The organism is Stagnihabitans lacustris (assembly GCF_025950525.1).
In the GTDB taxonomy this organism is placed as follows: Bacteria; Pseudomonadota; Alphaproteobacteria; order Rhodobacterales; family Rhodobacteraceae; genus Stagnihabitans.
Window position 1 is genome coordinate 1 of sequence record NZ_JAPDGS010000001.1, and the last position, 25,748, is coordinate 25,748.

Below are 25,748 nucleotides of genomic sequence, written 5' to 3' on the forward strand. Positions count from 1 at the left end.
GCGGTGGTAGCTCAGTTGGTTAGAGTACCGGCCTGTCACGCCGGGGGTCGCGGGTTCGAGCCCCGTCCACCGCGCCAGCCGGTCCGACGAACGTGATGAAGTGCGGTGGTAGCTCAGTTGGTTAGAGTACCGGCCTGTCACGCCGGGGGTCGCGGGTTCGAGCCCCGTCCACCGCGCCACTTCAAAAGGCCCTCGTCGCAAGACGGGGGCCTTTGACGTTTTACGGCCTTGCTGGGCAGAGTAGGGCGGGGTTCACCCCGCCGCTCCTCCTCACAATCCGATGCGATAGCGGATATGGCCGTCCTCTTCGACAAAGCTGTCATACAAGGCCCGGGCGCGCGCATTGCCCCGGTCGGTGTGCCAGTAAAGCCTGTGCCAGCCCCGCCCTCGGGCGATCTCTTGCAGGTCCAGAATCAGCGCCCGTCCAAGGCCTTGGCCGCGGGCGGCTTCGCCGACAAACAGGTCCTCCAGATAGCAGTCATCCCCCATGACCCAGGTCGAGGGGTGATGCTGGTGGATGGCAAAGCCCAGCACCTGATCGCCCTGCACCGCCAGCCTGGCCTTCAGCGCATGGCCGGGGTCCATCAGGCGCGACCAAGTGAAGGCCACCTGAGCCTCGGGCAGGGGATGGTCGTAAAACGCCAGGTAGGCGGCCCAAAGGGACCGCCAGCCTGCTTCATCGCCCGCAACAGCCCAGCGGATCATGCCAGCCGCGCCAAGACACGGGCCCAGGAGCGGATGCCCTTGTGGAAGGACGAGACGTCGTATTTCTCGTTCGGCGAGTGGATCTGGTCGTCATCCTTGGCGAAGCCGATCAGCATGGCATCCATGCCCAGGATCGTCTTGAAATAGCCCGCAATCGGGATCGACCCGCCCTCGCCGGTAAAGGCCGCGGGCACGCCCCATTCTTCGGCCAAGGCCGCGCGGGCCAGTTCGAAGGCCGGGTTCGACAGGTCCATGATCGAGGCGGGCGACCCCCCGATCTCGTCATGCCAGAGGATCTGGCAATCGGCGGGGATTTGGGCCTCGGCCCAGGCGCGGAAGGCGGTCAGGACCTTGGCGGGGTCTTGACGCGACACCAACCGGAAACTGACCTTGGCATGGGCCTCGGAGGGCAGCACGGTCTTGAAGCCCGCGCCATTATAGCCGCCCCACATGCCGTTCACTTCGGCGGTGGGCCGCGACCAGATCATCTCCAGCGGGGTGCGGTCCTGCTCGCCTGCGGGAACCGAAAGCCCGACCTCGCCCAGATAGGCGGCATGGTCGAAGGCCAGCGCCTGCCACTGGCTGCGCAACGCGTCCGACAGTTCCGCCACATCGTCGTAAAAGCCCGGCACCGTGACGGCGCCCGTGGCGTCATGCAGCCCCGCCAGAAGCGATGCCATCACATGCAATGGATTGCGCGCAAGGCCACCATAGGCGCCGGAATGAAGGTCGCGCTTGGCGGCCTTGATGGTGAACTCGGCCTTGCAGAGGCCCCGCAGCATCGACGAAATCGCCGGCACCCGGTCTTCGTAAAGCCCGGTGTCGCAGATCATGGCCAGGTCGGCGGTCAGCTCGGCCCGGTTCTCTTCCATGAAGGGGATCAGCGACGGCGAACCCGATTCCTCTTCGCCCTCCAGAAAAATCGTCAACCGGCCCGGGAGTGACCCATGGACCGCCTTCCAGGCCCGGCAAGCCTCGACAAAGGTCATCAGCTGACCCTTGTCATCCGAGGTGCCACGGCCGCGGATCACCGGGCCCTTGGGGGTGTCCTGAACCACGGGGTCAAAGGGATCGCGGTCCCAAAGTTCCAGCGGGTCAACGGGTTGCACGTCGTAATGGCCGTAAAACAGCAGATGCCGCGCGCCGGTGCCACCATGGGCCACGACCATCGGATGACCGGGCGTCGGGCGGGCGGAGGCGTCAAAGCCCAGGGCCCCAAGGTCGGCGGCCAGCCAATCGGCGGCCCGCGCACAGTCCTTGGCATAGGCCGGGTCGGTCGAGATGGAGGGGATGCGCAACAGATCCTGCAGCCGCGCGATTGCCTGCGGCAAATCGGCGTCGATCCGGGCCAAGACGGCGTCCAAGGTCATATTTCTCTCCTTCTCGTGAACAGCAAGACAGGTTAGGTCGGACCAAAGCCCCTGTCCATGGGCGGGGTGCCTTGTTAGAACGATTCGAAAGTGAAAGGTCCCGTCATGCGTCTTGCCCTTGCCCTGTGTTTGCTGGCCTCTCCGGTTCTGGCAGAGGCCCCCCCGGTCGAGACCTCTGAACTGGGGGCCTCGGTCGTGACGCTGCATGTCCTGCCGTCGCTGGATCAGGCAGAGCTTTCGACGCTGCGGGTTGTGGCGACCAACGAACAGGCGCTGGCGCTGTTCGTGCCCGAGGGCGGCAAGGGCTTTTCGGCCATCGCGATTTCGCCCTCCGAAGGTTTCATGCGCGACAATGCCCCGGTGAAGTCGGCTTCGGCGATTGCCGGTCTGGCCGATGCGGCGACGGCTGCGGCCGATGCCATCGCCACCTGCGAGGCGGCGCGCGACCCGGCCTCCGAGCCCTGCGTGGTCGTGCTGGAGATTGCGCCCAAGGGCTGATTTCGGGGTGGGACCTTATGACCAATGGGCGGCCCGGCCCGTTTGATGCAAATCAAGGCCGCCTTAAGGCAAATGTCGCACAAGAAGGCGCGACAGGAGAACAGAATGAACTATGACGCCGCGCTGGACCTTGCCCTGAACCGTCTGCATGACGAGGGGCGCTATCGGACCTTTATCGACATCGAGCGCCAGCAGGGCCATTTCCCGCAGGCGATCTGGCACCGTCCCGATGGCAGCCAAAAGGAAATCACCGTCTGGTGTGGCAATGATTACCTTGGGATGGGGCAACATCCCGTGGTTCTGGCCGCCATGCACGAGGCGCTGGATGTCTCGGGCGCTGGGTCGGGCGGCACGCGGAACATCTCTGGCACCACGGTCTATCACAAGCGGCTTGAGGCCGAGTTGGCCGACCTGCATGACAAGGAAGCGGCCCTGGTTTTCACCAGCGCCTATGTCGCCAATGATGCGACTCTGTCGACCCTGCGGGCGATATTCCCCGGGCTGATCATCTATTCCGACGCCTTGAACCACAATTCGATGATCGAGGGGATCAAGCGCGGCGGTGGGGCCAAGCGGATCTTCCGCCACAATGACGTGGCCCATCTGCGCGAATTGCTGGCCGCCGATGATCCGGCGGCGCCGAAACTGGTGGCCTTCGAATCGATCTATTCGATGGATGGCGACTTCGGCCCGATTGCCGCGATCTGTGACGCGGCGCAGGATTTCGGTGCCCTGACCTATATCGACGAGGTCCATGCGGTCGGCATGTATGGTCCGCGCGGCGCCGGTGTGGCGGAACGTGACGGGCAGATGGCCCGGATCGACATCATCAACGCGACGCTGGCCAAGGCTTATGGCGTCTTTGGCGGCTATATCGCGGCCAGTGCCAAGATGGTCGATGCGGTGCGGTCCTATGCACCGGGGTTCATCTTTACGACCTCGTTGCCGCCTGCGGTGGCTGCGGGGGCTGCGGCCTCGGTCCGGCATCTGAAGACGGCGCAGGATTTGCGCGACGCCCAGCAACTGCATGCCCGTATCCTGAAGATGCGGCTGAAAGGGCTTGGCCTGCCGATCATCGACCATGGGTCGCATATCGTGCCGGTCCATGTCGGCAACCCGGTCCATTGCAAGATGCTGTCCGACATGTTGTTGGAAGATCACGGGATTTACGTTCAGCCGATCAATTACCCCACCGTCGCCAAAGGGACAGAGCGTCTGCGCTTTACCCCCTCGCCGGTGCATGACGCGGGGCAGATCGACCGCCTTGTGCGCGCCATGGATGTGCTTTGGGGGCACTGTGCGCTTAACCGTGCGCAAGCTTCCGCCTGATGTAACGATGGATCACGCTTCGGTGTGCGGAAAGGCTTGCCCTGCGCCATCCTTTACGGAATACGAAGGGTGAAGAGTCGTGAAAGGGCGACTCGTCATGGGTCAGGCAGGATGAGGACAAGCGCATGATCGGGCGGCTATTCCGCGCACCGACGCCGGAGGAGGAGGGGCCGAAGGGCTTCGACGACTACGAGTTGCGTTTGGGTGATCTGATGCGGGGCGAACGCGCCACGCTGGGCAAATCCTTGCTGGATGTGCAACGCGAGTTGAAGATCAAGGCGAGCTATATCGCTGCGATCGAAAACGCCGATGTCTCGGCCTTTGAAACCCCTGGCTTCGTGGCGGGCTATGTGCGGTCCTATGCGCGCTATCTGGGGATGGAGCCCGACGAGGCCTTTGCGCGGTTCTGCCGCGAGGCCAAGTTCGAGGTCGCCCATGGCATGTCGGCCGCGGCTTCGGGCCCGGTGGTCAAGCCGGTGCGCGCGATTTCCGAACCCCGCGACCCCTTTGTTCAGGCGACCTTCGTTCCCCGCGCCGAATCGCTGTTCGCCCGGGTCGAGCCGGGGGCTGTGGGCTCTTTCGCCGTGCTGATCGCGCTGATCGGCGCTCTGGGATATGGCGGCTGGTCCGTGTTGCAAGAGGTGCAGCGCGTCCAGTTGGCCCCGGTGAACGAGGCCCCCGCTGTGGTGGCCGAGATTGACCCGCTGGGCAATGTGAAACAGGGCGCCTCAGTCGACCTTCCGGCCCGCGCGCAGGCGCTGGATGTGCCGGTCATGGTGCCGCGCGATGGCCCCATCGCCGCTATCACGCCAGGCGAGGCCGCGCCTCAGCCGACCGTGATCGACCAGGCTGTGGCCGAAGCTGCGGGCGACGACGTTCAGGTCGTGGCCGATGCCGAACCCGTGGTCGAGGTCTTGGCCGTGCGCCCCTCTTGGGTGCGCGTCTCGGCCGAGGATGGCACGGTGCTGTTCGAGAAAATCCTTGACGCGGGCGAGCGTTACACGGTGCCCGCCCTGGCTCAGGCGCCGGTGTTGCGGGCGGGGAACTCGGGTTCGATCTATTTCACGGTGAACGGCAAGACCTATGGCCCGGCCTCGTCCGGCAACCAGGTGGTCAAGAACCTGTCCTTGGACATGGCCTCGCTGACCGTGGATTTCCAGACCGCCGATCCGGCCGCCGATGCCGATCTGGCGGAATATGTCGCCCAGGCGACGCAGGTGGTTCCGCAGAACTGATTGCCCGCAGGCCTCATTGCCCGCAGAACGGATTGCCTGTCCGGGCTTGCCGTCCTATCTAGGAGGGGCAACCCGGAGGCTTTCATGTCGCACAATCCCGTCCGTCCCTGGCGCAACATCGAACGCCGGTTCAGCCGTCAGATCCGCGTCGGCAAGGTGCTTGTGGGGGGCGATGCGCCGATCTCGGTGCAGACCATGACCAACACGATCACCTCCGATGTCAAGGCCACGCTGGAACAGGTGCAGCGGGCGGCCGTGGCCGGGGCCGATATCGTGCGAATTTCAACGCCGGACGAGGACAGCACGGCGGCGCTGCGCCATATCGTGGCCGAAAGCCCGGTGCCGATCGTGGCGGACATCCATTTTCACTACAAGCGCGCGATTGAGGCCGCCGAGGCGGGCGCGGCCTGTCTGCGGATCAACCCGGGCAACATCGGTGATGCCCGCCGCGTGGCCGAGGTGGTGCGGGCGGCCAAGGATCACGGCTGTTCGATCCGGATCGGGGTGAACGCGGGGTCTTTGGAAAAGCACCTCTTGGAAAAGTATGGCGAGCCCTGCCCGGATGCCATGGTCGAAAGCGGCATGGACCATATCAAGCTGTTGCAGGACCACGATTTCCACGAGTTCAAGATCAGTGTGAAGGCGTCAGATGTCTTTATGGCCGCCGCCGCCTACAGCCAACTGGCCAGCGTGACCGATGCGCCGATCCACCTTGGCATCACCGAGGCGGGGGGGCTGACCTCGGGCACGGTGAAATCGGCCATCGGGCTGGGGAACCTTTTGTGGGCCGGGATCGGTGATACGATCCGCGTCAGCCTGTCCGCCGATCCGGTCGAAGAGGTCAAGGTCGGGTTCGAGATCCTGAAGTCGCTGGGCCTGCGCCACCGCGGCGTCACGATCATCTCTTGCCCCTCTTGCGCGCGTCAGGGCTTTGACGTGATCAAGACCGTGCAAACGCTGGAGGAGCGGCTGGCGCATATCACCACCAGCCTGTCCCTGTCGATCATCGGTTGCGTGGTGAATGGCCCGGGCGAGGCGCTGATGACCGACATCGGCTTTACCGGCGGTGGGGCGGGCAAGGGGATGGTCTATCTGGCCGGCAAGCAGGATCACACGATGGGCAATGACCGGATGGTCGACCACATCGTCGAATTGGTCGAAGCCAAGGCCGCAGAGATTGAGAAGGCCGAAATCGAAAAGGCCGAGGTCTAGAAGGCCGAGGTCTAGAAGACTGGGCTCTGGAAGGCTGGGCTCTGGAAGGCTGGGGTCTAAGACACTCGCGCAGAGCCGCTTTGACCCAAATCCCGTCTGACCAATGCAGGGCCAAGCCGAAGGCGACGTTTGGCCGCGTAGCCCGGGTTTACCCGCGCGCCGCCGCCACGATCTCTCTCATCCCGTCTTCGGGCACATAGCCGCGCAACATCTCGTTGCCGATCACGAAGGTCGGCGTGCCGGTGATGTTCAGCGCCTGGGCAAGGGCATGGTTGGCGGCGATGACCTCGGCCACCTCGGGCGTGGCCATCTTGTCCAGGATCGCCTTGGGGTCATGGCCCAGGCTTTCGGCCAGGCGGGCCAGCGTCTCGGGGTCGGGCGTGCCGCGCAGCGTGATCAGCGCGTCATGCGTCGCCTCATAGGCCGCATCGCCATGCAGCATCCGCACCGCGATGGCGAATTGCGAGGAGGTCAGGCTATCGGGCCCCAGAATCGGCAGTTCCTTGACCACCAGGCGGATGTTGCCATCGCCCTCGACCAGGTTCGCCACCTCGGCATAGGCTTTGCGGCAATAGGTGCAGCGGTAGTCCATGAATTCGACCACGGTCACATCGCCTTGCAGGTTCCCGCCAACCCAGTCGCCCTTGGAGGCCAGGATCGCGTCCTTGTTGCCCTGCAGCGCCTGAATGTCGGCCATGGCGGCGGCCTCGGCCTGACGGGCCTGCAGCACATCCATGGCCTCGACCAGAACTTCGGGGTTCTCCAGCAGATAGGCCCTCACCTCGGCGCGGAAGGACTCGCGCTCTTCCAGGGTCATCTCTTCGGCCAGCGCGGGCGTGGCGGCAAGCAGCAGGGCGAAGGCGAAACGCAGCATGGGGACCTCTGGACAGACGGGCTTTGACGTGGTCAATCGGCGCAAACCATGGGGCAGGCAGATGGATAGATCAAGACGTGGTGAGGTCGATCCCTTCATCGTGATGGATGTGGTCGAGGCCGCGCGCCAGGCCGAAGAGGCGGGGCGCCACATCATCCATATGGAGGTCGGTCAGCCCGGCACAGGCGCGCCAAAGGGCGCCGCAGAGGCGGTCGCGCGGTCCTTGGCGCAGCCCCTGGGCTATACCGTGGCGCTGGGTCTGCCGGCGCTGCGTCAGGGGATCGCCACGCTGTATCAGCGCTGGTATGGCGTCGATCTGGACCCCGCCCGGGTGATCGTGACCAATGGGTCCTCGGGGGCCTTCCTGCTATCCTTCACCGCGCTGTTTGATGCGGGCGACCGGGTGGGCATGGGTCTGCCGGGCTATCCCTCGTATCGGCAGATCCTGAAGGCGCTTGATCTTGTGCCGGTGGGCCTGCCGACCCGCCCCGAAAACCGCTTTCAGCCCGTCCCCCTTGACCTGCCCGACCTTGAGGGCCTGATCGTCGCCTCGCCGGGGAACCCCTCTGGCACGATGCTGGACCGTGACGCGTTGGCGGCCCTGATGGCGGCGCAAAAGCGCGGCTTTGTCTCGGATGAAATCTATCACGGGCTGCACTACGGCCCCCGGGCGGTTTCCGCGCTGGAGATCAGCGACGAGGTCCATGTGATCAACTCGTTTTCCAAGTATTTCTCGATGACGGGGTGGCGGATCGGCTGGATGGTCGTCCCCGAGGACCACATCCGCCCGATCGAGCGTCTGGCGCAGAACCTGTTCATCTGCGCGCCCCATGTCTCGCAAGTGGCGGCGCTGGCGGCGCTGGACTGTATCGACGAGCTGGAGGCCAACCGCGCGACCTATGCCATGAACCGCGCCCTGATGCTGGAGGGCCTGCCGAAAGCGGGCTTTACCCGCATCGCGCCGCCGGATGGCGCCTTTTACATCTATGCCGATGTCAGCGATCTGACGACGGACAGCCGCAGCTTCTGTGCCGAGATTCTGGCCGAGGCGGGGGTGGCCGTCACCCCGGGCCTGGATTTCGACCCCTCCCGCGGGCATCAGACCCTGCGCTTTTCCTATGCCCGCGCGACGGCGGATATTCAGGAAGGCTTGCGGCGGTTGCAGGCCTTCATGGCGTCTCGCGCACCGTAGAGATATAGACCGCGCAGCCAATCAGGATGGCCACGCCCAGCAGCGTGTAAGCATCGGGAAAGTCGCCGAAAAACACGAGGCCAAAGATCGTGGCCGTCACCATCTCGGTATAGGCCAGGGGGGCCAGAAGCGAGGCCTCGGCATAGTCATAGGCCCGCACGATCAGCCAATGGCCCAGGTTCGCAATGACGGCGAGGCCGAAGAACAGCGCCCATTCCGTCGGGGTGGGCGCCTGCCAGACCCACAGCACCAGGACCGAGGCGATCACCCCGCCAATCGCATTGGTCTGAAACGTGGTCACAATCGCCGGCGCCGTGCCAGAGACCTTGCGCGTCAGCAGGAAATACAGCGCCAGCGCCGTGCCCGCTCCCAAGGCCAAAAGCGCGCCGGGGTTGAAGGCGCCCATGCCGGGGCGGATGATGATCAGCGTGCCGACGAACCCAACCCCCACCGCGATCCAGCGGCGCAGGCTGACACGCTCTTGCAGCACAAAGGGCGACAGGGCGGTCAGGACAAGCGGTTGGACAAAGAAAATCGCCAGGGCGTCGGCGATGGGCAGGAATTTCAGCGAGGAAAAGAACAGGAAGGTCGCCGCCATCAGGAACCCCGCCCGCGCGGTGTGCAGCCAGGGCCGTGCGGGCACCAGGCCGCCATGGCGGGCGGCGATGGGCAGGGTGATCAGCGCGCCCAAAGCCAGCCGCGCCCAGACGATCTGCAGGATCGGGATGGACTGGCCCAGGTGCTTGGCGATGACGTCGATCATCGGCAGGATCGCCATGGCGCCCAGCATGAAGAAGATGCCGATCAAGGGGTTGCGCGTCATGGGACCTCCGGTTGGGGCACCCTGACCGAAGCGGGGGGCCACCGCAAGCCTGCGGGGCGGTCCAGTCGGGCGGCGACGATAGGGCCAGAGGGGCTTGACGGTTGGGCTGGAGGGTGGGGGGGGTGGTTGAGCCAGTGGCGGGGTTTGGTGGTTGGGCTTGTGCCGGGGCCGGAAGGCGGGGTTTGGCATCTGGCCCTGTGGCGGGGCCTGACGGTTGCGCCCCGACAGTTGGGCTTGACGGTTGGGCCTGTGGCCGCCATCGTGGCGGTATGGCATCGAAACGCTGGCAGCTCCTTCGTCCTGGCCCTGTTCCGGCCCCGCTGAAATAGGCGGGGCGCGGCATCCCTTGTGATTGCGCGCCCTTTTTTCCGCGATATCAACAGGTGTGCCATGCTGCTTTCTGTCAAATCCCTGGGCCTGACTTTGGGCCAACCGCTGTTCTCTGACCTGTCTTTCACTTTGGCCGAGGGCGATATCCTGGGCCTGATTGCCGCCAATGGGCGCGGCAAATCCTCGCTCTTGCGCTGTCTGTCGGGCGACCTTGACCCCTCATCGGGCGAGATCACCCGGGCGCGGTCGGCCACCGTGGCCCGGGCCGAGCAGGACCCGGCCAACCTGGCGCCGACCCTGCGCGATACGGTGCTTGCAGGCCTTGCCGATCCCGAGGGCGAGTTCTGGCGCGCCGATATCCTGCTGGACGAGCTGCAGGTGCCCGAGCCCTTTCGCGACCAACCGCTTTCGGCTTTGTCGGGGGGGTGGCAGCGGACGGCCTTGCTGGCGCGGGCGGCGGTCAGCGACCCTTCGGTTCTGCTTCTGGACGAGCCGACCAACCACCTTGACCTGTCGCGCATCGCCCTTTTGCAACGTTGGCTGCGCGGCAAGACGGTGATCGTCGCCAGCCATGACCGGGCGTTTCTGGACGCGGTCACGACGCGCAGCCTGTTCCTGCGCGCCAGCGACAACCGGCTTTTCGCGCTGCCCTATACGGCCGCCCGCGCCGCCCTGACCCAGGCCGACGCGGCGCAAGAACGTCAGGCGGTCAATGACTTGGCCAAAGCGGATCAGCTGCGCCGTCAGGCGGCCAAGCTGAAGAACATCGGCATCAATTCGGGCTCTGACCTGCTGGTGGTCAAGACGAAACAGCTGAAGGACCGCGCCGACAAGATCGAGGCGGCGGCGCGTCCGGCCCATCGCGAGGGCAGTTCCGGCGCGATCCGGTTGGCGCCCACCGGCAGCCATGCCAAGGCGCTGATCGCCTATCAGGACGCCGAGATCCGCGGCGACCGCCCGCTTTACCGCACCGGGACCCTGTGGATCGAGCCGGGGGACCGCGTCGTGATCCTGGGCGCCAATGGGACGGGGAAATCGCGTCTGGTGGCGGCGACTTTGGCGGCCATTCGGGCGCCGGACCCGGCGATCAAGGTGACGCCCTCGCTGGTGCTGGGCCATGCCGGTCAGGGGCTGGAGGAGCTGCCCGCGCGTGCGACCCCCTTTGACCTGATCATGGCCCATCGCACCGGCGACGGCCCGGCGCGCAGTCTTTTGGCCGAGGCCGGGATCAGGCCGGACATGCAGGGCAAGGCGCTTGGCCTTTTGTCGGGCGGGCAAAGGGCGCGGCTGGCGATGCTGCTGTTGCGGCTGCAGGCGCCGAACTTCTATCTTCTGGACGAGCCGACCAACCATCTGGACATCGAGGGCCAGGAGGCGCTGGAGGCCGAGTTGCTGAAGCCCGAAGCGGCCAGTCTCTTGGTCAGCCATGACCGCGCTTTCGTGCGGGCGGTGGGCAACCGGTTCTGGGAGATCCGCGGCAAAAAGCTGATCGAGGTCGCCAGCCCCGAGGACTTTTTCAACGCTCAGATGTGAAAAGGCCCGGGATTGCGCCCGGGCCTTGGGGTTTCTCAACCTTGACGGGCGGCCGCGACCGACTCTTCCAGGATGGTCATAGCTTCGTTGAAGATCGCATCGGGAATGGTGATCGGTGCGAGGAACCGGACCACATTGCCGTAAACGCCGCAGGTCAAAAGGATCAACCCGCGCTTTTGCGCCTCGTTCTTGACGCGGTTGGTGAAGTCGGCATCGGGCACATGGTTGGCCGGATTGGCGAATTCCACCGCCACCATAAAGCCCGGGCCGCGGATGTCGACGATTTCGGGGGTGATGGCGCGCAGGCCCTCCAGCCGCTGCTTCAGCCGCGAACCCAATTCGTTGGCGCGGGCGCAAAGCTGTTCTTCTTCGATGACGTCCAGCACCGCATGGGCCGCCGCAATGCCGATCGGATTGCCGCCATAGGTGCCACCCAGGCCGCCGGGATTGGCCGCATCCATCAGGCTGGCCTTGCCGGTGACGGCCGCGATGGGGAAGCCGCCGCCCAGCCCCTTGGCCATGGTGGTCAGGTCGGCCGAGACGCCATAGGCCTCCATCGCGAACAGCGTGCCGGTGCGCGCAAAGCCGGTCTGGACCTCGTCAGCGATCAGCACGATGCCATTGTCGTCGCACAGTTTGCGCAGCGCCACGACCAGCGATTTCGGCGCGGGGTAAAAACCGCCCTCGCCCTGCACGGGTTCAAAGATGATGGCCGCGACGCGGGCCGGATCAAGGTCGGCCTTGAAGAGCTTGGTGATGCCGGCCATCGCATCTTCGGTCGAGACCTGATGGACTTCCTGCGGGAAGGGCACGTGGTAGACGTCGGGCATCATGGCGCCGAAGCCCTTTTTATAGGGCTCGACCTTGCCGGTCAGCGTCATGCCCATGAAGGTCCGCCCGTGGAAGGCGCCGCCAAAGGCGATGACCGCGGGGCGGCCGGTGGCGATGCGCGCGACCTTGATGGCGTTTTCGACGGCCTCGGCGCCGGTGGTGACGAAGATCGTCTTCTTCGGCCCCTCACCGGGGACGGCGGCGTTCAGACGCTCGGCCAGGTGGATGTAGTTTTCATAGGGCAGAACCTGGTGGCAGGTGTGGGTAAACCGCTCCAGCTGAGCATGGACGGCGGCCATGATCTTGGGGTGACGGTGGCCGGTGTTGACGACCGCGATCCCCGCGGCAAAGTCGATATAGCGGTTGCCCTCGATGTCCCAGACTTCCGAGTTCAAGGCGCGGTCGACATAGATCTGGGTCTGCATGCCGACGCCGCGGGAAATCGCCTCGACACGGCGGCTGGCCACCTCTGCATTCTTCATTTTGGTCTCCATGAATGGTTGGCGCCATATGATCAAATCCTGGGGCCTTGCACAATGCCAGTGATGTCGCAGGCGCAAGTCCAGATCCGTTCACCGGTTGTTAACCTTAACCCGACAGGTTTGCGGCAGGAGGTGCCACCTTGGACCCGATTCTTTGCCTGCAGCTGATCCGTTCGCGCCGTGTGGGGCCTGTGACCTATCATCGGCTGGTGGCCGAACATGGGGTCGAGGGGGCTTTGGACGCCTTGCCGGGGATTGCGGCGGCCGCCGGGGTTGTGGGGTATGAGGTCTGCCCCCTGGGCGTCGTGCGCGCCGAATTGGCGGCCGGGGCGCGGGCGGGGGCGCGGCTTTTGCTGCATGGAACGCCGGAATATCCGGCAAGCCTGATGGATTTGCCCGATGCGCCGGCGGTTTTGTGGGTGCAGGGTGACATCTCCTTGCTGATGCGGCCCATGGTGGCACTGGTGGGCGCGCGCAATGCTTCGTCGCTGGGCCTGCGCATGGCGCGCAAACTGGCCGAGGGGCTGGGGCAGGGGGGGCAGGTCGTGGTCTCGGGCCTGGCGCGGGGGATCGACGCCGAGGCGCATCGTGCGGCGCTGGCCACGGGGACGATTGCCGTGCAGGCGGGCGGGGTGGATCACATTTATCCGGCCGAAAATGCCACGCTGGCGGCGCAAATCCTGGAGCGCGGGCTTTTGGTTTCCGAAATGCCGCCGGGGATGGAGCCGCAGACCCGCCATTTCCCGCTGCGCAACCGAATCATCTCGGGCCTGTCGCGGGCGGTTGTGGTGGTCGAAGCCGCGGCGCGGTCGGGCAGTCTGCTGACCGCCGAAGCCGCACTGGAACAGGGGCGCGAGGTGCTGGCGGTGCCGGGCCATCCGTTCGACGCGCGGGCTGCGGGCTGCAACCGGCTGATCAAGGACGGCGCGGCCTTGGTGCGCGGGGTCAGCGACATCTTCGCCGCGCTGGGAGAGGAGATGCCGCGCAGGTCTGACGCCCCGGTCGTGGCCGAAGAGGCCCCGGCGCGGCGCCCGCGGTCCAAGCCCGCCATGCACGAACCCGCGCCTCTGCCCGGTCCTGTGCCGCCGCGCCGGCCGCTCTTGGACATCTCGCGGCTGCATACGATGATCCTGTCGCGGCTGGGCCCCTCACCCCTGCCCGAAGATCAGCTGATCCGCGACCTGGCGATGCCGCCTTCGACGCTGAACCCCGAACTCATCGCGCTGGAGCTGGAGGGCAAGATCGAGCGCCGCGCCGGGGGGATGCTGTCGCGGCTCTGACGCCGGATCGCGCGGCTGCAGCCGGAAACCTTGTCACCTGCGACCAGGGGGGCTCCAAGAATCGTCGCCCAGAATTCAGGGCGCGACGCCGGGCCCTTGGGGCGGCCCCTTGGTCGCAAAAGGCCAGCGGTTGACTTTCCCCCTCAAAGCCTACCATCTAGCCCCGCCTGAGGCCTTTGCGTCGCAGGCTTCGTGGTGAAAGGAATTCCATGCCCGTCGTCGTTGTCGAATCCCCGGCCAAGGCCAAGACGATCAACAAATATCTGGGCAGCAACTATGTGGTTCTGGCCTCTTACGGCCATGTCCGCGACCTGCCGCCCAAGGACGGCTCGGTGAACCCCGACGACAATTTCGCCATGACCTGGGAGATTGCGGCTGACAGTCGCAAACATGTCAAGGCCATCGCCGACGCGCTGAAGACCGATGACGAACTGATCCTCGCGACCGACCCTGATCGTGAGGGCGAGGCGATTTCCTGGCATCTGCAAGAGGCGCTGGCCTCTAGCATCAAGAAGGGCAAGAAGGTCTCTCGCGTCACTTTCAACGCCATCACCAAGGCCGCCGTCACCGAGGCGATGACCCGGCCCCGCCAGGTCGATGTGCCGCTGGTCCAGGCCTATCTGGCGCGGCGCGCGCTGGATTATCTTGTCGGTTTTACGCTGTCGCCGGTTCTGTGGCGCAAGCTTCCGGGCGCGAAGTCGGCGGGCCGCGTGCAGTCGGTCTGCCTGCGCCTGATCGTCGAGCGGGAAATGGAGATCGAGGCCTTCCGCCCGCAGGAATTCTGGTCGGTCGATGTGATGCTGGCCACGCCGCGCGGGCAGGACTATGCCGCGCGCCTGGTGATGCTGGGCGGCAAGAAGTTGGATAAATTCGACATTCCGACCGCGACGGCGGCGGAATTGGCGGTCTCGGCGATTGATCATCGCACATTCAGCGTGAAGGGCGTCGAGAAAAAGCCCGCGACGCGCAACCCCTATCCGCCCTTCATGACCTCGACCCTGCAGCAAGAGGCCTCGCGCAAACACGGCATGGGCGCCAAGATGTGCATGTCGGCGGCGCAGCGGCTTTATGAGGCGGGCTATATCACTTATATGCGGACCGACGGCATCGACATGGCACCCGAAGCCGTCATGCAGGCCCGCGATGCGATCAAATCCGAGTTTGGCGCGGCCTATGTCCCGGACAGCCCGCGGATGTATAAGAACAAGGCCAAGAACGCGCAGGAAGCGCATGAGTGCATCCGGCCGACCGACATGCACGCGACCCCCGAAAAGCTGCGTCTGGCCGACCCCGATCAGCGCAAACTTTACGACCTGATCTGGAAGCGCACCATCGCCAGCCAGATGGCCGCCGCCCGGATGGAGCGCACCGTGGTCGATGTGCAATCGCCCGACGGGCAAGTGGGCTTGCGCGCGAATGGCCAGGTGATCCTGTTCGACGGCTTTCTGCGCGTCTATGACGAGGGCCGCGATGACGATGGCGACGACGAGGGCCGCTTGCCGCAGATCATGGAGGGTGAGGCCGCGGACAAGCGGAAAGTCACGCCAGAACAGCACTTTACCCAGGCGCCACCGCGTTACACCGAGGCGACTTTGGTCAAGCGGATGGAAGAGCTGGGCATTGGGCGGCCGTCCACCTATGCCTCTGTGATCACGACGATTCAGGACCGCGAATATGTCCGCAAGGACAAGAACCGCCTGATCCCCGAGGACAAGGGGCGCATGGTCACGGCGTTTTTGACCAACTTCTTCCGCCGCTATGTCGAATATGACTTCACCGCCGACCTGGAAACCGAGCTGGACGATGTCAGCGACGGCAGCCGCACCTATACCGAGGTTCTGTCGCGGTTCTGGCGCGATTTCAGCGCGGCGATTGCCGAAACCGCCGACTTGCGCATCACCGAAGTGCTTGACAAGATTGACGAGTTTCTTGCCCCGCATCTTTATCCCCCGCGTGAGGATGGCTCTGACCCTCGCGTCTGTCCGACCTGTGGGCAAGGCCGTCTGCACCTGAAAACAGCGCGCAGTGGCGGCGCTTTCATCGGCTGCGGCAATTACCCGGAATGTCGCTACACGCGGCCCATCAACGGCGCCGATGAGGCGTCGGGGGATCGGGTTCTGGGTCAGGACGAAGGCCTTGATATCAGCCTGAAAACCGGCCGCTTTGGTCCCTATGTCCAAAAGGGCGAGGCGACGACGGAACAGCCCAAGCCGCCGCGGTCCTCGTTGCCGAAGGGCTGGTCGCCCGAGTCGATCACGCTGGAACGCGCGATCATGCTTTTGAACCTGCCGCGTCAGATCGGGCCGCATCCCGAAGATGGCGCCATGGTCGAGGCCGCGCTCGGCCGCTTTGGCCCCTATATCAAGCACAACACGACCTATGCGAACTTGGCCGATGCCGAAGAGGTCTTCACCATTGGCATGAACCGCGCGATGGAGGTGCTGGCGCAAAAGGCGCTGCGTCCGGGTCGTGCGCCCGCGGCTGGGCCCCTGAAAGAGCTGGGCGCCCATCCCGACGGCGGCGCAATCCAGGTCATGCCGGGTCGTTATGGGCCCTATGTGAAATGGGAGGGCGTCAATGCGACCGTGCCCAAGACCATTGACCCGATGGAGCTGACCCTTGACGAAGCCCTTGTTCTGATTGCGGAAAAGGCTGGCAAGACCCCGGTCAAGAAGACCGCGCGCAAAAAGCCCGAGGGCGAGGCCAAGAAGCCCGCCGCCAAGAAACCTGCCGCCAAGAAGCCCGCTGCCAAAAAGGCCGCACCCAAGGCGGCAGAGGTCGATGATGTCGTCGAAGCCGAGGCCCCCGCGCCCAAGGCCGTCAAGCGCACCGTCAAGAAGAAGGCCGAAGGATGATCCGCAAACTTCTTGCCTTGGTGTTGCTGGCCGCGCCCGCTGTGGCTGATCCGATCACGGAAAGCGGCTATGTCATTGGTTGCTCTGACAAAATGTGCAAGATCGCCGCGGCGGGGTTTACCCTGACCGCTGGCCGCAAAAGCACCGATCCCGAGGTCTTCCGCTTTATGCAAGAGCTGGAGCCGCTGACCGCGGTGTCCTTCGAGGGCGAGATCGGGACCCTGGGCGATGCCACCGCCCCGGTCAAAGTGACCTATATCGAGACGATGCCCGAGGACCCTTACCAAGACACCTTGCGCTATATCCAGGGCAATTGGGTGCCGATGGGCGATACCAGCGGATATTACATCCGAATCAAGGGGATGGAGTGGCAGGACATCATTGACGGCCAGGTCAGCTCCAGCTTTCTGATGCAGCCCTCGGACACTTGCACCAGCGGCGTGCAGCCGGGCGGCATCGCTTTGAACCTGGTGCCGATCGGCGGCGATCCGTCTTGGGCGATCTGCTGGAAGATCGACTATGCCACCGACACCGAAATGGACATCAGCGACTTTACCGGCGAACAGGGCCAGGTGAGCCTTTTGCGCAAGTGACGGGCTGTCCCGGGCTTGACCCGGGACCTCCTTACGCGCGGGGATTCAACAGCTTGGCCATCAGGTCGGCGCTGCGGATGCGGCCGATCCGGTCGGCGCCCTGGGTCACAGCCAGCTCTTCGACGCCCTTGGACAAGAGCTCCATCACCGCCTTGACCGGGGTTTCGCAATCGACCGCCGCCGAGGCCTCCGACGCGCCCAGTCCCATGACATCCCGCGCCGTAAGAACCCCAAGCGGGTTCATATGGGCGACGAAATCGGCCACGTAATCCGACACGGGGTTGGCGATGATTTCGCGCGCGGTGCCGATCTGGACGATGCGGCCACCCTCCATCAGGGCGATGCGATCCCCCAGCTTGAAGGCCTCGTCCAGGTCATGGGAGACGAAGATGATCGTGCGTTTCAACCGAGCCTGAAGGTCCAGAAGCTCGTCCTGCAGCTTGGCGCGGATCAGGGGGTCCAGCGCCGAAAACGGCTCGTCCATCAGAAGGATCGGCGCCTGGGTCGCAAAGGCGCGGGCCAGGCCCACGCGCTGCTGCATCCCGCCCGACAGCTCTCCGACCTTGCGTTCGGCCCATTGCGTCAGGTTCACCAGCGCCAGTTGTTCGTCGACCTTGGGCGCGCGGGTGGCCGGGTCCATGCCCGCCAGCTCTAGCCCGAGGCCGACATTTTCGCGCACCGTCCGCCAGGGCAGAAGGCCGAACTGCTGGAAAACCATGGCGATTTTCGACAGGCGCAGCTTGCGTAGCGCCTCGGGTTCGGCCTTGGTGACGGACACCATTTTCCCGCCATCGGCCACCCGAACCTCGCCCCGCACCACCGGGTTCAGGGCGTTCACCCCGCGCAGAAGCGTCGATTTGCCAGAGCCCGAAAGCCCCATCAGCACCAAAATCTCGCCCTCGGCCACCGAAAGCGAGCAGTCATGCACGCCCAGAACCTGCCCGGTCCGGGTCTGGATCTCGGCCCGTGACAGGCCCTCGTCCATCAGCGGCAAGGCGCGGTCGGAATGGTCGCCGAAAACGATGGAAACCTTGTCGAATTCAACAGCTGGCAGCGTCATTTCGTCACCCGAAGCATGCGGTCCAGAAGGATGGCCAGAGCCACGATGACAGCGCCGGATTCAAAGCCCAGGTCGGGCCGCACCTGGTTCAGCGCCTTGACGACCGGGACGCCCAGACCCGCGGCCCCAACCCAGGCCGAAATCACGACCATGGACAGCGACAGCATGATCGTCTGGTTCAGCCCGGCCATGATCTGCGGAAAGGCCCAGGGCAGTTCGACCTTCCACAGGACCTGACGCTTGGTGGCGCCAAAGGCGGTTGCGGCCTCCAGCAGCGCGGTGGGCGTCGAGGACACCCCCAGATGCGTCAACCGGATCGAGGTCGGCACGACAAAGATGATCGAGGCGAACAGCGCGGGCACCAAGCCGATGCCGAACAGGATCACGAAAGGGATCAGATAGACCGGCGCGGGCAGGGTCTGCATCAGGTCAAGCACCGGTTGCATGGCCTGATAAAGTCGCGGGCGATGGGCGGCCACGACGCCCATGGGCACACCGATGGCCATGCAGATGGCGCAGACGAAGGCCACCAGGCCCAGGGTCTCGGTGGTTTGTTCCCAATAGCCTTGGTTCAGGATGAACAGAAACCCAAGCGCCACGATGACACAGGGTTGCCAGCGGCGCTGGATGAACCAAGTCAGGGCCACGAAAAGCGCCACGATCACAAGGGCATGGGGCCATTGCAGCACGGCGGTCAGAGCGTTGATGCCGTCTTCGGTCGCATCGCCAAAGGCTTTGAACCAGGGTTTGAAATTGATCTTCAGCCCGTCGAAAACCCATTTCGCCGTGGCGCCTACCGGAATCTTCCAGCTTTCCAAGAATTCCATCTGTTCCCCGCGCGGAAAGGAAAACCCCGGGAGTTCTTCCCGGGGTCAGGGGTTTATTGCAGGGCTGCCGTGACCGCCGCTTTGGCGTCGCCGCCATCCTTGGTGGTCACGCCGTCAAGCCAGGGCTCCCAGGCGGCGGGGTTGGCGGCAAGCCAGGCCTTCGCGGCCACAGCCGGATCGGCGCCGTCATTCAGGATCGCGCCCATGATCTCGTTTTCCATAGCCAAGGAAAACACCAGGTTGGTCAACAGCTTGCCCTGATTCGGGCACTCGGTGACATAGCCCGCGCGGGTGTTGGTCGCGACCGTCGCGCCGCCGAAGTTCGGGCCGAAGTAATCGTCGCCGCCCGCCAGATAGGTCATCTTGTAGTTGGCATTCATCGGATGGGGCTCCCAGCCAAGGAAGATGATCGGCTTGCCCTCGCCGTCCTTGTTGCCGACCTCGGCCAGCATCCCCTGTTCCGAGCTTTCGACGACTTCGAACCCGTCCAGCCCGAAGGGACCCGAAGCGATCATGTCCGAGATCAGGCGGTTGCCGTCATTGCCGGGTTCGATGCCATAGATCTTGCCTTCCAGCGCGTCCTTGTGGGCGGCGATGTCCTTGAAATCCTTGATGCCAAGTGCCGCGCCGGCCTCGTTGGTGGCCAGGGTATACTTGGCGCCTTCCAGGTTGGTGCGCACGGTGTCGACGGTTTTCGCGTCCCGATAGGGGGCGATATCGGCCTCCATCGTCGGCATCCAGTTGCCCAGGAAAACGTCGATATCGCCCTCGGCCAGACCGGTATAGGTCACGGGCACGGCCAGAACCTTGGTCTCGGTCTCATAGCCCAGGGCTTCGACGATCAGGCTGGTGGCGGCGGTCGTCGCGGTGATGTCGGTCCAGCCCACATCCGAGAAAATGATCTTGTCGCAGCCTTCGGCGAAAGCCGCGCCGGACATGGCAAAACAGACAGCCGACGCCATCAGAGCCGATTTCAGTTTCATTCCAGTCTCCCCGTTTTTTGTTGATTGACGAGTCAATAAACTTCAAGCTAGCTGCAAAAAGCAAGTGTTTTTCACCGCGAACTGCACTGCGAACCCCTTGAGAGACAGCATGCCGAAGCTAGGGATGGAGCCTATACGCAAAGAAGCGCTCGTCAAAGCCACGATCGTCGAGATCGGGCGGACGGGCTCTTTGGACGTGACGGTCAGCCAGATTGCCAAGCGGGCGGGGATGTCTTCGGCCCTGGCGCATCACTATTTCGGGTCCAAGGAAGACATGTTCCTGGCCGCGATGCGCCATGTTCTGACGATTTACGGGGCCGAGGTGCGGGGCGCGCTGCACTTGGCCACGACGCCGATGGGGCGGGTCGAGGCGGTGTTGCGCGCCTCTTTCAGCCCGGCGAATTTTCGGCGCGAGGCGGTGGGGGCCTGGCTGAACTTCTGGGTTTTGTCGCTGACCGTGCCGGGGGCGCGGCGGCTGGTCGCGGTCTATCAGCGGCGCTTGCGGTCCAATCTGCTGGCGGGTCTGCGGCCCTTGGCGGGCGACCGGGCCGAGGTCGTGGCCGAGGGTCTGGGCGCGTTGATCGACGGGCTTTATCTGCGCGAAGTGTTGAAATCGGGCGCGCCGGATGGGGCGGCGGCAGTGGCGACGGCGATGGATTACCTGGCCGTTGAACTGGGCAAGGAGGGGCTTTTGGACGCCTCTCGCCCAACCTTGTGAATCAGGAGAATCGGATGCAGGCGGATTATGTGATCATCGGGTCGGGGTCCTCGGGCTCGGCTGTGGCTTACCGCTTGGGTGAGGCGGGCCATTCGGTCATCGTGATCGAAGAGGGCGGCACCGATGCCGGCCCCTTCATCCAGATGCCGGCGGCCTTGTCCTATCCGATGAACATGAAACGCTATGACTGGGGGTTCCAGTCCGAGCCGGAACCCTATCTGGGGGGGCGCAGGCTTGCCACGCCGCGGGGGCGGGTGATCGGCGGGTCGTCGTCCATCAACGGGATGGTCTATGTCCGCGGCCATGCGCGCGACTATGACACCTGGGAAGAGCTGGGCGCGCAGGGCTGGGCCTATGCCGATGTGCTGCCCTATTTCAAGCGGATGGAGCATTGGCACGGCGAGGCGGATGGGTCGTCCGAGGTCTCGGAATACCGCGGCACGGATGGGCCTTTGCACATCACGCGCGGGCCTCGGAACAACGTGCTGTTCAACGCCTTTGTCGAGGCCGGGCGTCAGGCGGGCTATAACGTGACGGGCGACTATAACGGCGAGGCCCAAGAGGGCTTCGGCGCGATGGAGGCCACGATTTACAAGGGCAAACGCTGGTCGGCGGCCACCGCCTACCTGAAACCGGCGATGAAATCGGGGCGCGTGCAGCTTTATCGCGCCTATGCGCGTCGGGTGGTCATTCAGGACGGCCGCGCGGTGGGGGTCGAAGTGTCCCGCGGCGACAAGATCGAGGTGATCCGGGCGACCCGTGAGGTCATCATCTCGGCCTCCACGATCAACACGCCCAAGATCCTGATGCTGTCGGGGATCGGCCCCGCGGACCACCTGCGCGAGATGGGGATTCCCGTTGTGGCCGACCGTCCCGGCGTGGGCGGCAACCTGCAAGACCACCTGGAACTGTATCTGCAATTCGCCGCGGTCAATCCGATAACGCTTTATAAATACTGGAATATCTGGGGCAAGGCGCTGATCGGGGCCGAGTGGCTTTTGACCGGCAAGGGGCTTGGCGCGTCCAACCAGTTCGAAAGCTGCGGCTTTATCCGGTCGCGGGCGGGGCTGGAATATCCGGATATCCAGTATCACTTCCTGCCCATCGCGGTGCGCTATGACGGCAAGGCCAGCGCGCATGGCCATGGGTTTCAGGTCCATACCGGGCCGATGCGGTCGCGCTCGCGCGGGCGGATCAGCCTGCGGTCGTCCGATCCGAAAGATTCGCCGAAAATCCTGTTCAATTATATGTCAGACCCCTCGGATTGGGAGGATTTCCGCAAGGCCATCCGCCTGACGCGTGAGATTTTCGGCCAGCCCGCCATGGCGCCGCATGTGAAATCCGAGATTCAGCCGGGCGCGGGCGTGCAGTCCGATGCCGAACTGGACGCCTTCATCCGCGACCATGTCGAAAGCGCCTATCACCCCTGCGGCACCTCGCGGATGGGGCGCGCCGATGATCCGCTGGCCGTGGTCGACCCCGAGGCGCGGGTGATCGGCGTCGAGGGCCTGCGCGTCGCCGACAGCTCGGTCTTTCCGCAGGTGACGAATGGCAATCTGAACGGGCCGTCGATCATGACCGGCGAAAAGATCGCCGATCACATTCTGGGGCGCAAGCTGCCGCGGTCGAACCTGCAGCCCTGGATCAATCCGAACTGGCGGACGGCCCAACGTTAGGCGGGCCTTCGACGTGATCGCGCAACCTGATGAAAAGGTTGCGCAAAATCTCGTTTGCTTGTTCCTCGCGTTCGGCCATCACCCGGCCCGCCAGCCCTTGGGCGCGCAGCTCTCCGGTCCACGACAGCGTGGCCAGACCGTCGTCATCCGGCGGCGCAGTGGTCAAATCCAGCTGCACTTGCACCTTGCCGCCGATCAGATGGGCGGCCTTGATCGCCAGCGTGAAGGCCGGGGCGGTCTCGGTCAGCGCCATCGTGCCTTGCAAGGTCAGCGAGATCGGGCCGATGCTGCGGCGGACGGTGAAGTCGGCCACGCCGTCCTCGACCTTGCGGAAGTCAAAGCCGAAGGGGGCGATGGCGGTCAGGACTGCGCCCTGGGCCAGGCCGCGGGCCACGAGTTCCGCCGGTCCGGTGGTGCGAATACTGCCGTCGAGTTGCATGGCCAGGGTCCTGTTTTGAATCCGGTTGATGCTTAGCCAAGTGGCTTGGGCCTTGCAAGGCCACGAGGCAGATCAAGGCTAAGGGCAAGCGTGGAAAGCACCGAAGCCGCAAGCATAAGCGCGACAAGCGGCAGGGCGCCGCTGCCCGGCCCCAAAAGCCAGACCGCCAGCGCCGAAAGCCCCGCCCCCGCCCCGATCGAGATCGCGCCACCAAGTCCCGAAGCCGTGCCAGCCAGTTCCGGGACGGCTTGCAGCATCCCGCCATTGGCGTTGGGTAGGGCCATGCCATTGCCCACCCCCAAAAAGACCATGGCGCCGAAAAACACCCAAGGCCCCGACAGGTCCAGCAGGGTCAAAAGCGCAAGGCCGGCCATCGAAAGGGTGGTGATCGAGGTGCCGATGACGATCATCCGCACCATCCCCAGCCGCACCGAATACCGTCCGGCAAGGTAGTTTCCCGCCATATAGCCGACCGAGGGCAGGGCAAAAGCCGCGCCGATCTGGGCGGGGCTTAGGCCATAGACCACGGCGCCGACGAAGGGGGCTCCGCCAAGGAATGAATAAAAACAACCGGAAGCCAGGGAAGCGACCCCGCAAAACGCCCAGAAGCTGCGATTTTTCAACAACCGGGGGTAGAGGTGCAGGTGTGACACGCCCCGCCGCGGCGTCGCGGTCTCTCCCAGGTCGGCGAAGGTCAGGGCCGTGGTGATCAGGCCAAGCGCCAGCAGCATCCAGAAGGTCGATTGCCAGCCAAAGCTGTCGGCCATGGCGCCGCCGATGGCCGGGCCGATCATCGGCACCAGGCTCATCCCCATGGTGACATAGCCGATCATCGAGGCGGCCTCGGGGCCTTCGACCATGTCGCGGACCACGGCGCGCGACAGGACCATGCCGGTCGAGACGACGGCCTGGATCATGCGGAACACAAGGAATGTCCCGGCGTCGGGGGCGTAAAGCGTCCCCACCGTCGCCAACAGAAAGACCCCCAGCGCCCCCAGGATCACCGGCCTGCGCCCAAAGCGGTCCGAGATCGGCCCCACCGCCAGTTGCAGCACCGCCGACAGCGCCAGATACAGCGACACCGACAGCTGCATCGTCGCCACATCGGTGTGAAACCACGCGGCCATGGCGGGCAAGGCGGGCAGCATCAGCGACAGGGTAAACGAAGACAGGCCGGCCAAAAGCGTCAGCGTCACGATCCGCGGCGGGGTCTGGCGGTTCAGGAACATCAGAACTTGTGAAAGATGAAAAAGGCGCCAAGTGCGATAAAGCCAAATCCGATGCCTTGGCTCCAAGAAATCGGCTCTTTCAGGTAGAAGTATGAAAAGGCCACAAAGACGGTCAGGGTCAGGACCTCTTGGATCGTCTTCAGTTGCGCTGCGTTATAGATGCCATGCCCGATGCGATTGGCGGGGACCTGCAGCACATATTCGAACAGCGCGATGCCCCAGGACACCAGGATCACCGTCACCAAAGGCGCGGTCTTGAACTTCAGGTGGCCATACCAGGCGAAGGTCATGAAAACGTTCGAGGCGGCCAAAAGAAGGATGGTCAGGATCGGGGCGGGTATCGACATGGGCGTCTCCTTCAGGTTCAGATAGCGCAAGGCGATCGGCGGCGGAAGGGCGTGTTGATGCGGGTATTCCTTGGTGTGATGGCGTTTTGGCCGGGCCTGGCCCTGGGGCAAGAGCCCATCCTTCTGCCCTCGGGCGCCCAGGCCGCGCTGGTCGAGGTCATTGCCAATTCCCCCGGGTCAAACGGCCCGGCGCTGCGCTATCGCTTTGTCGCGCCCGACCTGGGCGCGGCGGAGGCGGTGTCGGCCGACTCGGATTGGCTGTGCCAGACCTATGCCCTGCCGCGCCTGCCGGTGACGGGGCCGGTGCCGGGCGAAATCATCATCTCCTTGGCCGACCGCGATGTGCCCTTGGGTGAAAGCGACCCCGAGGCGCGGCAATTCTTCAACGCCTATTCCATCGAGGCCGGAAACTGCCTATGGGAACCCTTCTGAGAGGGACTAGCGATGCAAAAACACCGGGGATTCCCAAGCCGCCTGCCAGGCACCGACTTCCAGTTCACCATTCGCCGGGCGAACATGAAGGAAGGCGCCTCAAAGATCGTGCGCCGTGAGCGGTTTCGCGACCGCAAGACGCTGGATCGCAAGGCCGATACGGCCTTTATGGCAGCCCTGTGGGCGCAGTTCGGCGAAGAGGTCTTCGAGCGCGGCAACCTGGATGCCGGGCGGCTGTCGTGGCTGATCGGGCGCGAGGTCGTGCCGGCGGAAGACCCCTGGGACCCGGCCTCTTATGACACCTTGTTCCGGATCGACCTGACCAAGGCGCAGATCGCCTTTCCAGAGGTCTTTGCCGAGGATGCCGAGGACTTCTTTGCCGGTGGCGAGGACGAAGACTGGGAGTGATGGGCGGGCGCTTGCCCAAGGCGGGCCAACCATGGGCGGGAACTGGCCGCTTCACGGGCGCGTCATTTGCCCGCAGCCCGGGACCGCGGCAAGGTTAATACAGGGCATCGAGAGCGATCCCTTCGACCCTACCCTTCCTATCCTTGGGCCCGGCCTTTGGTCGGGCCGCCTTTTTGGCGAAGCTTTGCCGGTGGGTGGGAAAACCGCTTTGCCAATTGTCCCGAAATGGGGGACAATGGCGCGGCAACTTTAGTTTGCGTAAAGAGGAATGAGGCAGAACATGTATAAATCTCTCGCAGCCTTGGCTTTGATGACCGCCGCTCTGGCGGGCTGCAATGGCCCGGTGAATTCGAACTGCGCCGCTTTGGGCGCTGTGGCTGGTGCGGCTTTGGGCGCTGCCACCGACAACAAGCTGGCCGAATCGGCCATCATCGGCGGCGTGGCCGGTGCAGTGGCTGGCGATCAGGGCTATTGCCGGTAACACCTT

At 64.6% G+C, this 25,748-nt stretch carries 25 protein-coding genes and 2 tRNA genes; 16 read left to right on the forward strand and 11 right to left on the reverse strand.

Going from position 1 to position 25,748, the window contains the following annotated elements; genetic code table 11:
- Window positions 1-77: transfer RNA gene (locus NX862_RS00005), tRNA-Asp, on the forward strand.
- 25 nt (window positions 78-102) lie between these two features.
- Window positions 103-179, forward strand: a tRNA-Asp gene (locus tag NX862_RS00010).
- A 91-nt stretch (window positions 180-270) separates the two neighbouring features.
- On the opposite strand, the gene NX862_RS00015 is transcribed toward NX862_RS00010, so the two are convergent.
- Together NX862_RS00015 and NX862_RS00020 are read right to left on the reverse strand one after the other, a co-directional pair.
- On the reverse strand, window positions 271-705 hold the full coding sequence (locus tag NX862_RS00015) for a GNAT family N-acetyltransferase (RefSeq protein ID WP_264491820.1): 435 nt from the start codon (window positions 703-705) through the stop codon (window positions 271-273).
- A complete protein-coding gene (locus tag NX862_RS00020; RefSeq protein ID WP_264491821.1) occupies window positions 702-2,075 on the reverse strand; it encodes a M20/M25/M40 family metallo-hydrolase in 1,374 nt (457 codons plus the stop codon). Before NX862_RS00020 ends, NX862_RS00015 begins: the two co-directional genes overlap by 4 nt.
- A gap of 105 nt (window positions 2,076-2,180) precedes the next feature.
- On the opposite strand from NX862_RS00020, the gene NX862_RS00025 reads away from it, so the two are divergent.
- The 4 genes from NX862_RS00025 to ispG all read left to right on the forward strand — a co-directional run bounded on the left by NX862_RS00025 (window position 2,181) and on the right by ispG (window position 6,349).
- On the forward strand, window positions 2,181-2,573 hold the full coding sequence (locus NX862_RS00025; RefSeq protein ID WP_264491822.1) for a hypothetical protein: 393 nt from the start codon (window positions 2,181-2,183) through the stop codon (window positions 2,571-2,573).
- A 105-nt stretch (window positions 2,574-2,678) separates the two neighbouring features.
- Window positions 2,679-3,902 carry a 5-aminolevulinate synthase gene (gene hemA, locus NX862_RS00030; protein ID WP_264491823.1) on the forward strand — a complete coding sequence of 408 codons (1,224 nt, stop codon included), beginning with the start codon at window positions 2,679-2,681 and terminating at the stop codon, window positions 3,900-3,902.
- Between the two features lie 125 nt (window positions 3,903-4,027).
- Complete coding sequence (locus NX862_RS00035) at window positions 4,028-5,137, forward strand: helix-turn-helix domain-containing protein (protein ID WP_264491824.1); 1,110 nt, start codon at window positions 4,028-4,030, stop codon at window positions 5,135-5,137.
- A gap of 84 nt (window positions 5,138-5,221) precedes the next feature.
- Complete coding sequence (gene ispG / locus NX862_RS00040; RefSeq protein WP_264491825.1) at window positions 5,222-6,349, forward strand: flavodoxin-dependent (E)-4-hydroxy-3-methylbut-2-enyl-diphosphate synthase; 1,128 nt, start codon at window positions 5,222-5,224, stop codon at window positions 6,347-6,349.
- 148 nt (window positions 6,350-6,497) lie between these two features.
- On the opposite strand, the gene NX862_RS00045 is transcribed toward ispG, so the two are convergent.
- Entirely contained in the window at window positions 6,498-7,223 is a 726-nt protein-coding gene (locus NX862_RS00045; RefSeq protein ID WP_264491826.1) for a DsbA family protein, read from the reverse strand.
- A 61-nt stretch (window positions 7,224-7,284) separates the two neighbouring features.
- On the opposite strand from NX862_RS00045, the gene NX862_RS00050 reads away from it, so the two are divergent.
- On the forward strand, window positions 7,285-8,415 hold the full coding sequence (locus NX862_RS00050; RefSeq protein WP_264491827.1) for a pyridoxal phosphate-dependent aminotransferase: 1,131 nt from the start codon (window positions 7,285-7,287) through the stop codon (window positions 8,413-8,415).
- Here the strand turns inward: NX862_RS00050 and NX862_RS00055 are convergent.
- A complete protein-coding gene (locus tag NX862_RS00055; protein WP_264491828.1) occupies window positions 8,393-9,238 on the reverse strand; it encodes a DMT family transporter in 846 nt (281 codons plus the stop codon). The two genes, NX862_RS00050 and NX862_RS00055, sit on opposite strands and share 23 nt — an antisense overlap.
- Window positions 9,239-9,628: 390 nt before the next feature.
- Between NX862_RS00055 and NX862_RS00060 the strand changes: the two genes are divergently transcribed.
- On the forward strand, window positions 9,629-11,101 hold the full coding sequence (locus NX862_RS00060) for an ABC-F family ATP-binding cassette domain-containing protein (RefSeq protein WP_264491829.1): 1,473 nt from the start codon (window positions 9,629-9,631) through the stop codon (window positions 11,099-11,101).
- A gap of 35 nt (window positions 11,102-11,136) precedes the next feature.
- Here NX862_RS00060 and NX862_RS00065 read toward each other — a convergent pair whose 3' ends face one another.
- Window positions 11,137-12,414 carry a 4-aminobutyrate--2-oxoglutarate transaminase gene (locus tag NX862_RS00065; RefSeq protein WP_264491830.1) on the reverse strand — a complete coding sequence of 426 codons (1,278 nt, stop codon included), beginning with the start codon at window positions 12,412-12,414 and terminating at the stop codon, window positions 11,137-11,139.
- Window positions 12,415-12,554: 140 nt separating this feature from the next.
- Here NX862_RS00065 and dprA point away from each other — a divergent pair, with 140 nt between their 5' ends.
- The 3 genes from dprA to NX862_RS00080 all read left to right on the forward strand — a co-directional run bounded on the left by dprA (window position 12,555) and on the right by NX862_RS00080 (window position 17,142).
- On the forward strand, window positions 12,555-13,694 hold the full coding sequence (gene dprA, locus NX862_RS00070) for a DNA-processing protein DprA (protein ID WP_264491831.1): 1,140 nt from the start codon (window positions 12,555-12,557) through the stop codon (window positions 13,692-13,694).
- 209 nt (window positions 13,695-13,903) lie between these two features.
- Complete coding sequence (topA, locus tag NX862_RS00075) at window positions 13,904-16,549, forward strand: type I DNA topoisomerase (protein WP_264491832.1); 2,646 nt, start codon at window positions 13,904-13,906, stop codon at window positions 16,547-16,549.
- On the forward strand, window positions 16,546-17,142 hold the full coding sequence (locus NX862_RS00080) for a hypothetical protein (protein WP_264491833.1): 597 nt from the start codon (window positions 16,546-16,548) through the stop codon (window positions 17,140-17,142). Before topA ends, NX862_RS00080 begins: the two co-directional genes overlap by 4 nt.
- A 31-nt stretch (window positions 17,143-17,173) precedes the next feature.
- On the opposite strand, the gene choV is transcribed toward NX862_RS00080, so the two are convergent.
- From choV to choX, 3 genes are read right to left on the reverse strand one after another with little or no spacing between them, the layout of a single operon-like run.
- Window positions 17,174-18,196: a choline ABC transporter ATP-binding protein gene (gene choV / locus NX862_RS00085; RefSeq protein ID WP_264492707.1), complete on the reverse strand. Its 1,023-nt coding sequence runs from the start codon at window positions 18,194-18,196 to the stop codon at window positions 17,174-17,176.
- Between the two features lie 2 nt (window positions 18,197-18,198).
- Entirely contained in the window at window positions 18,199-19,029 is an 831-nt protein-coding gene (gene choW / locus NX862_RS00090; protein ID WP_264491834.1) for a choline ABC transporter permease subunit, read from the reverse strand.
- Window positions 19,030-19,082: 53 nt separating this feature from the next.
- Window positions 19,083-20,012, reverse strand: coding sequence for a choline ABC transporter substrate-binding protein (gene choX / locus NX862_RS00095; protein ID WP_264491835.1), 930 nt, complete (start codon window positions 20,010-20,012; stop codon window positions 19,083-19,085).
- Window positions 20,013-20,121: 109 nt separating this feature from the next.
- Here choX and betI point away from each other — a divergent pair, with 109 nt between their 5' ends.
- Window positions 20,122-20,730 carry a choline-binding transcriptional repressor BetI gene (gene betI, locus NX862_RS00100; RefSeq protein WP_264491836.1) on the forward strand — a complete coding sequence of 203 codons (609 nt, stop codon included), beginning with the start codon at window positions 20,122-20,124 and terminating at the stop codon, window positions 20,728-20,730.
- A 14-nt stretch (window positions 20,731-20,744) separates the two neighbouring features.
- Window positions 20,745-22,406 carry a choline dehydrogenase gene (gene betA / locus NX862_RS00105; RefSeq protein ID WP_264491837.1) on the forward strand — a complete coding sequence of 554 codons (1,662 nt, stop codon included), beginning with the start codon at window positions 20,745-20,747 and terminating at the stop codon, window positions 22,404-22,406.
- Here the strand turns inward: betA and NX862_RS00110 are convergent.
- Genes NX862_RS00110 through NX862_RS00120 form a run of 3 tightly spaced genes read right to left on the reverse strand, consistent with a single transcriptional unit; the run spans window position 22,375 to window position 24,421 of the window.
- Window positions 22,375-22,845 carry an SRPBCC family protein gene (locus NX862_RS00110; protein WP_264491838.1) on the reverse strand — a complete coding sequence of 157 codons (471 nt, stop codon included), beginning with the start codon at window positions 22,843-22,845 and terminating at the stop codon, window positions 22,375-22,377. The genes betA and NX862_RS00110 overlap by 32 nt on opposite strands.
- Window positions 22,846-22,877: 32 nt before the next feature.
- Window positions 22,878-24,074 carry a multidrug effflux MFS transporter gene (locus NX862_RS00115; protein WP_264491839.1) on the reverse strand — a complete coding sequence of 399 codons (1,197 nt, stop codon included), beginning with the start codon at window positions 24,072-24,074 and terminating at the stop codon, window positions 22,878-22,880.
- Complete coding sequence (locus tag NX862_RS00120; protein ID WP_264491840.1) at window positions 24,074-24,421, reverse strand: DMT family protein; 348 nt, start codon at window positions 24,419-24,421, stop codon at window positions 24,074-24,076. The genes NX862_RS00115 and NX862_RS00120 overlap by 1 nt, the downstream gene beginning before the upstream one ends.
- Window positions 24,422-24,478: 57 nt before the next feature.
- Here NX862_RS00120 and NX862_RS00125 point away from each other — a divergent pair, with 57 nt between their 5' ends.
- The 3 genes from NX862_RS00125 (at window position 24,479) to NX862_RS00135 (ending at window position 25,742) form a co-directional block, all read left to right on the forward strand.
- Window positions 24,479-24,853 (forward strand): DUF6497 family protein, encoded by a 375-nt coding sequence (locus NX862_RS00125; RefSeq protein WP_264491841.1) that lies wholly within the window; start codon window positions 24,479-24,481, stop codon window positions 24,851-24,853.
- 12 nt (window positions 24,854-24,865) lie between these two features.
- Window positions 24,866-25,261: a hypothetical protein gene (locus NX862_RS00130; protein WP_264491842.1), complete on the forward strand. Its 396-nt coding sequence runs from the start codon at window positions 24,866-24,868 to the stop codon at window positions 25,259-25,261.
- Between the two features lie 268 nt (window positions 25,262-25,529).
- Entirely contained in the window at window positions 25,530-25,742 is a 213-nt protein-coding gene (locus NX862_RS00135; protein WP_264491843.1) for a YMGG-like glycine zipper-containing protein, read from the forward strand.
- Window positions 25,743-25,748: the final 6 nt, after the last annotated feature.

Bases quoted from the DNA above. Each gene is read 5' to 3' on its own strand.
- NX862_RS00130 (WP_264491842.1), top strand. From the start codon at position 24,866: ATGCAAAAACACCGGGGATTCCCAAGCCGCCTGCCAGGCACCGACTTC.
- NX862_RS00050 (WP_264491827.1), top strand. From the start codon at position 7,285: ATGGATAGATCAAGACGTGGTGAGGTCGATCCCTTCATCGTGATGGAT.
- NX862_RS00015 (WP_264491820.1), bottom strand. From the start codon at position 705: ATGATCCGCTGGGCTGTTGCGGGCGATGAAGCAGGCTGGCGGTCCCTT.
- NX862_RS00115 (WP_264491839.1), bottom strand. From the start codon at position 24,074: ATGTTCCTGAACCGCCAGACCCCGCCGCGGATCGTGACGCTGACGCTT.
- choX (WP_264491835.1), bottom strand. From the start codon at position 20,012: ATGAAACTGAAATCGGCTCTGATGGCGTCGGCTGTCTGTTTTGCCATG.
- choW (WP_264491834.1), bottom strand. From the start codon at position 19,029: ATGGAATTCTTGGAAAGCTGGAAGATTCCGGTAGGCGCCACGGCGAAA.
- NX862_RS00065 (WP_264491830.1), bottom strand. From the start codon at position 12,414: ATGAAGAATGCAGAGGTGGCCAGCCGCCGTGTCGAGGCGATTTCCCGC.
- topA (WP_264491832.1), top strand. From the start codon at position 13,904: ATGCCCGTCGTCGTTGTCGAATCCCCGGCCAAGGCCAAGACGATCAAC.
- NX862_RS00080 (WP_264491833.1), top strand. From the start codon at position 16,546: ATGATCCGCAAACTTCTTGCCTTGGTGTTGCTGGCCGCGCCCGCTGTG.
- NX862_RS00060 (WP_264491829.1), top strand. From the start codon at position 9,629: ATGCTGCTTTCTGTCAAATCCCTGGGCCTGACTTTGGGCCAACCGCTG.
- NX862_RS00045 (WP_264491826.1), bottom strand. From the start codon at position 7,223: ATGCTGCGTTTCGCCTTCGCCCTGCTGCTTGCCGCCACGCCCGCGCTG.
- NX862_RS00020 (WP_264491821.1), bottom strand. From the start codon at position 2,075: ATGACCTTGGACGCCGTCTTGGCCCGGATCGACGCCGATTTGCCGCAG.
- betI (WP_264491836.1), top strand. From the start codon at position 20,122: ATGCCGAAGCTAGGGATGGAGCCTATACGCAAAGAAGCGCTCGTCAAA.
- NX862_RS00135 (WP_264491843.1), top strand. From the start codon at position 25,530: ATGAGGCAGAACATGTATAAATCTCTCGCAGCCTTGGCTTTGATGACC.
- NX862_RS00120 (WP_264491840.1), bottom strand. From the start codon at position 24,421: ATGTCGATACCCGCCCCGATCCTGACCATCCTTCTTTTGGCCGCCTCG.
- NX862_RS00125 (WP_264491841.1), top strand. From the start codon at position 24,479: ATGCGGGTATTCCTTGGTGTGATGGCGTTTTGGCCGGGCCTGGCCCTG.
- betA (WP_264491837.1), top strand. From the start codon at position 20,745: ATGCAGGCGGATTATGTGATCATCGGGTCGGGGTCCTCGGGCTCGGCT.
- NX862_RS00035 (WP_264491824.1), top strand. From the start codon at position 4,028: ATGATCGGGCGGCTATTCCGCGCACCGACGCCGGAGGAGGAGGGGCCG.
- NX862_RS00025 (WP_264491822.1), top strand. From the start codon at position 2,181: ATGCGTCTTGCCCTTGCCCTGTGTTTGCTGGCCTCTCCGGTTCTGGCA.
- hemA (WP_264491823.1), top strand. From the start codon at position 2,679: ATGAACTATGACGCCGCGCTGGACCTTGCCCTGAACCGTCTGCATGAC.
- NX862_RS00110 (WP_264491838.1), bottom strand. From the start codon at position 22,845: ATGCAACTCGACGGCAGTATTCGCACCACCGGACCGGCGGAACTCGTG.
- ispG (WP_264491825.1), top strand. From the start codon at position 5,222: ATGTCGCACAATCCCGTCCGTCCCTGGCGCAACATCGAACGCCGGTTC.
- NX862_RS00055 (WP_264491828.1), bottom strand. From the start codon at position 9,238: ATGACGCGCAACCCCTTGATCGGCATCTTCTTCATGCTGGGCGCCATG.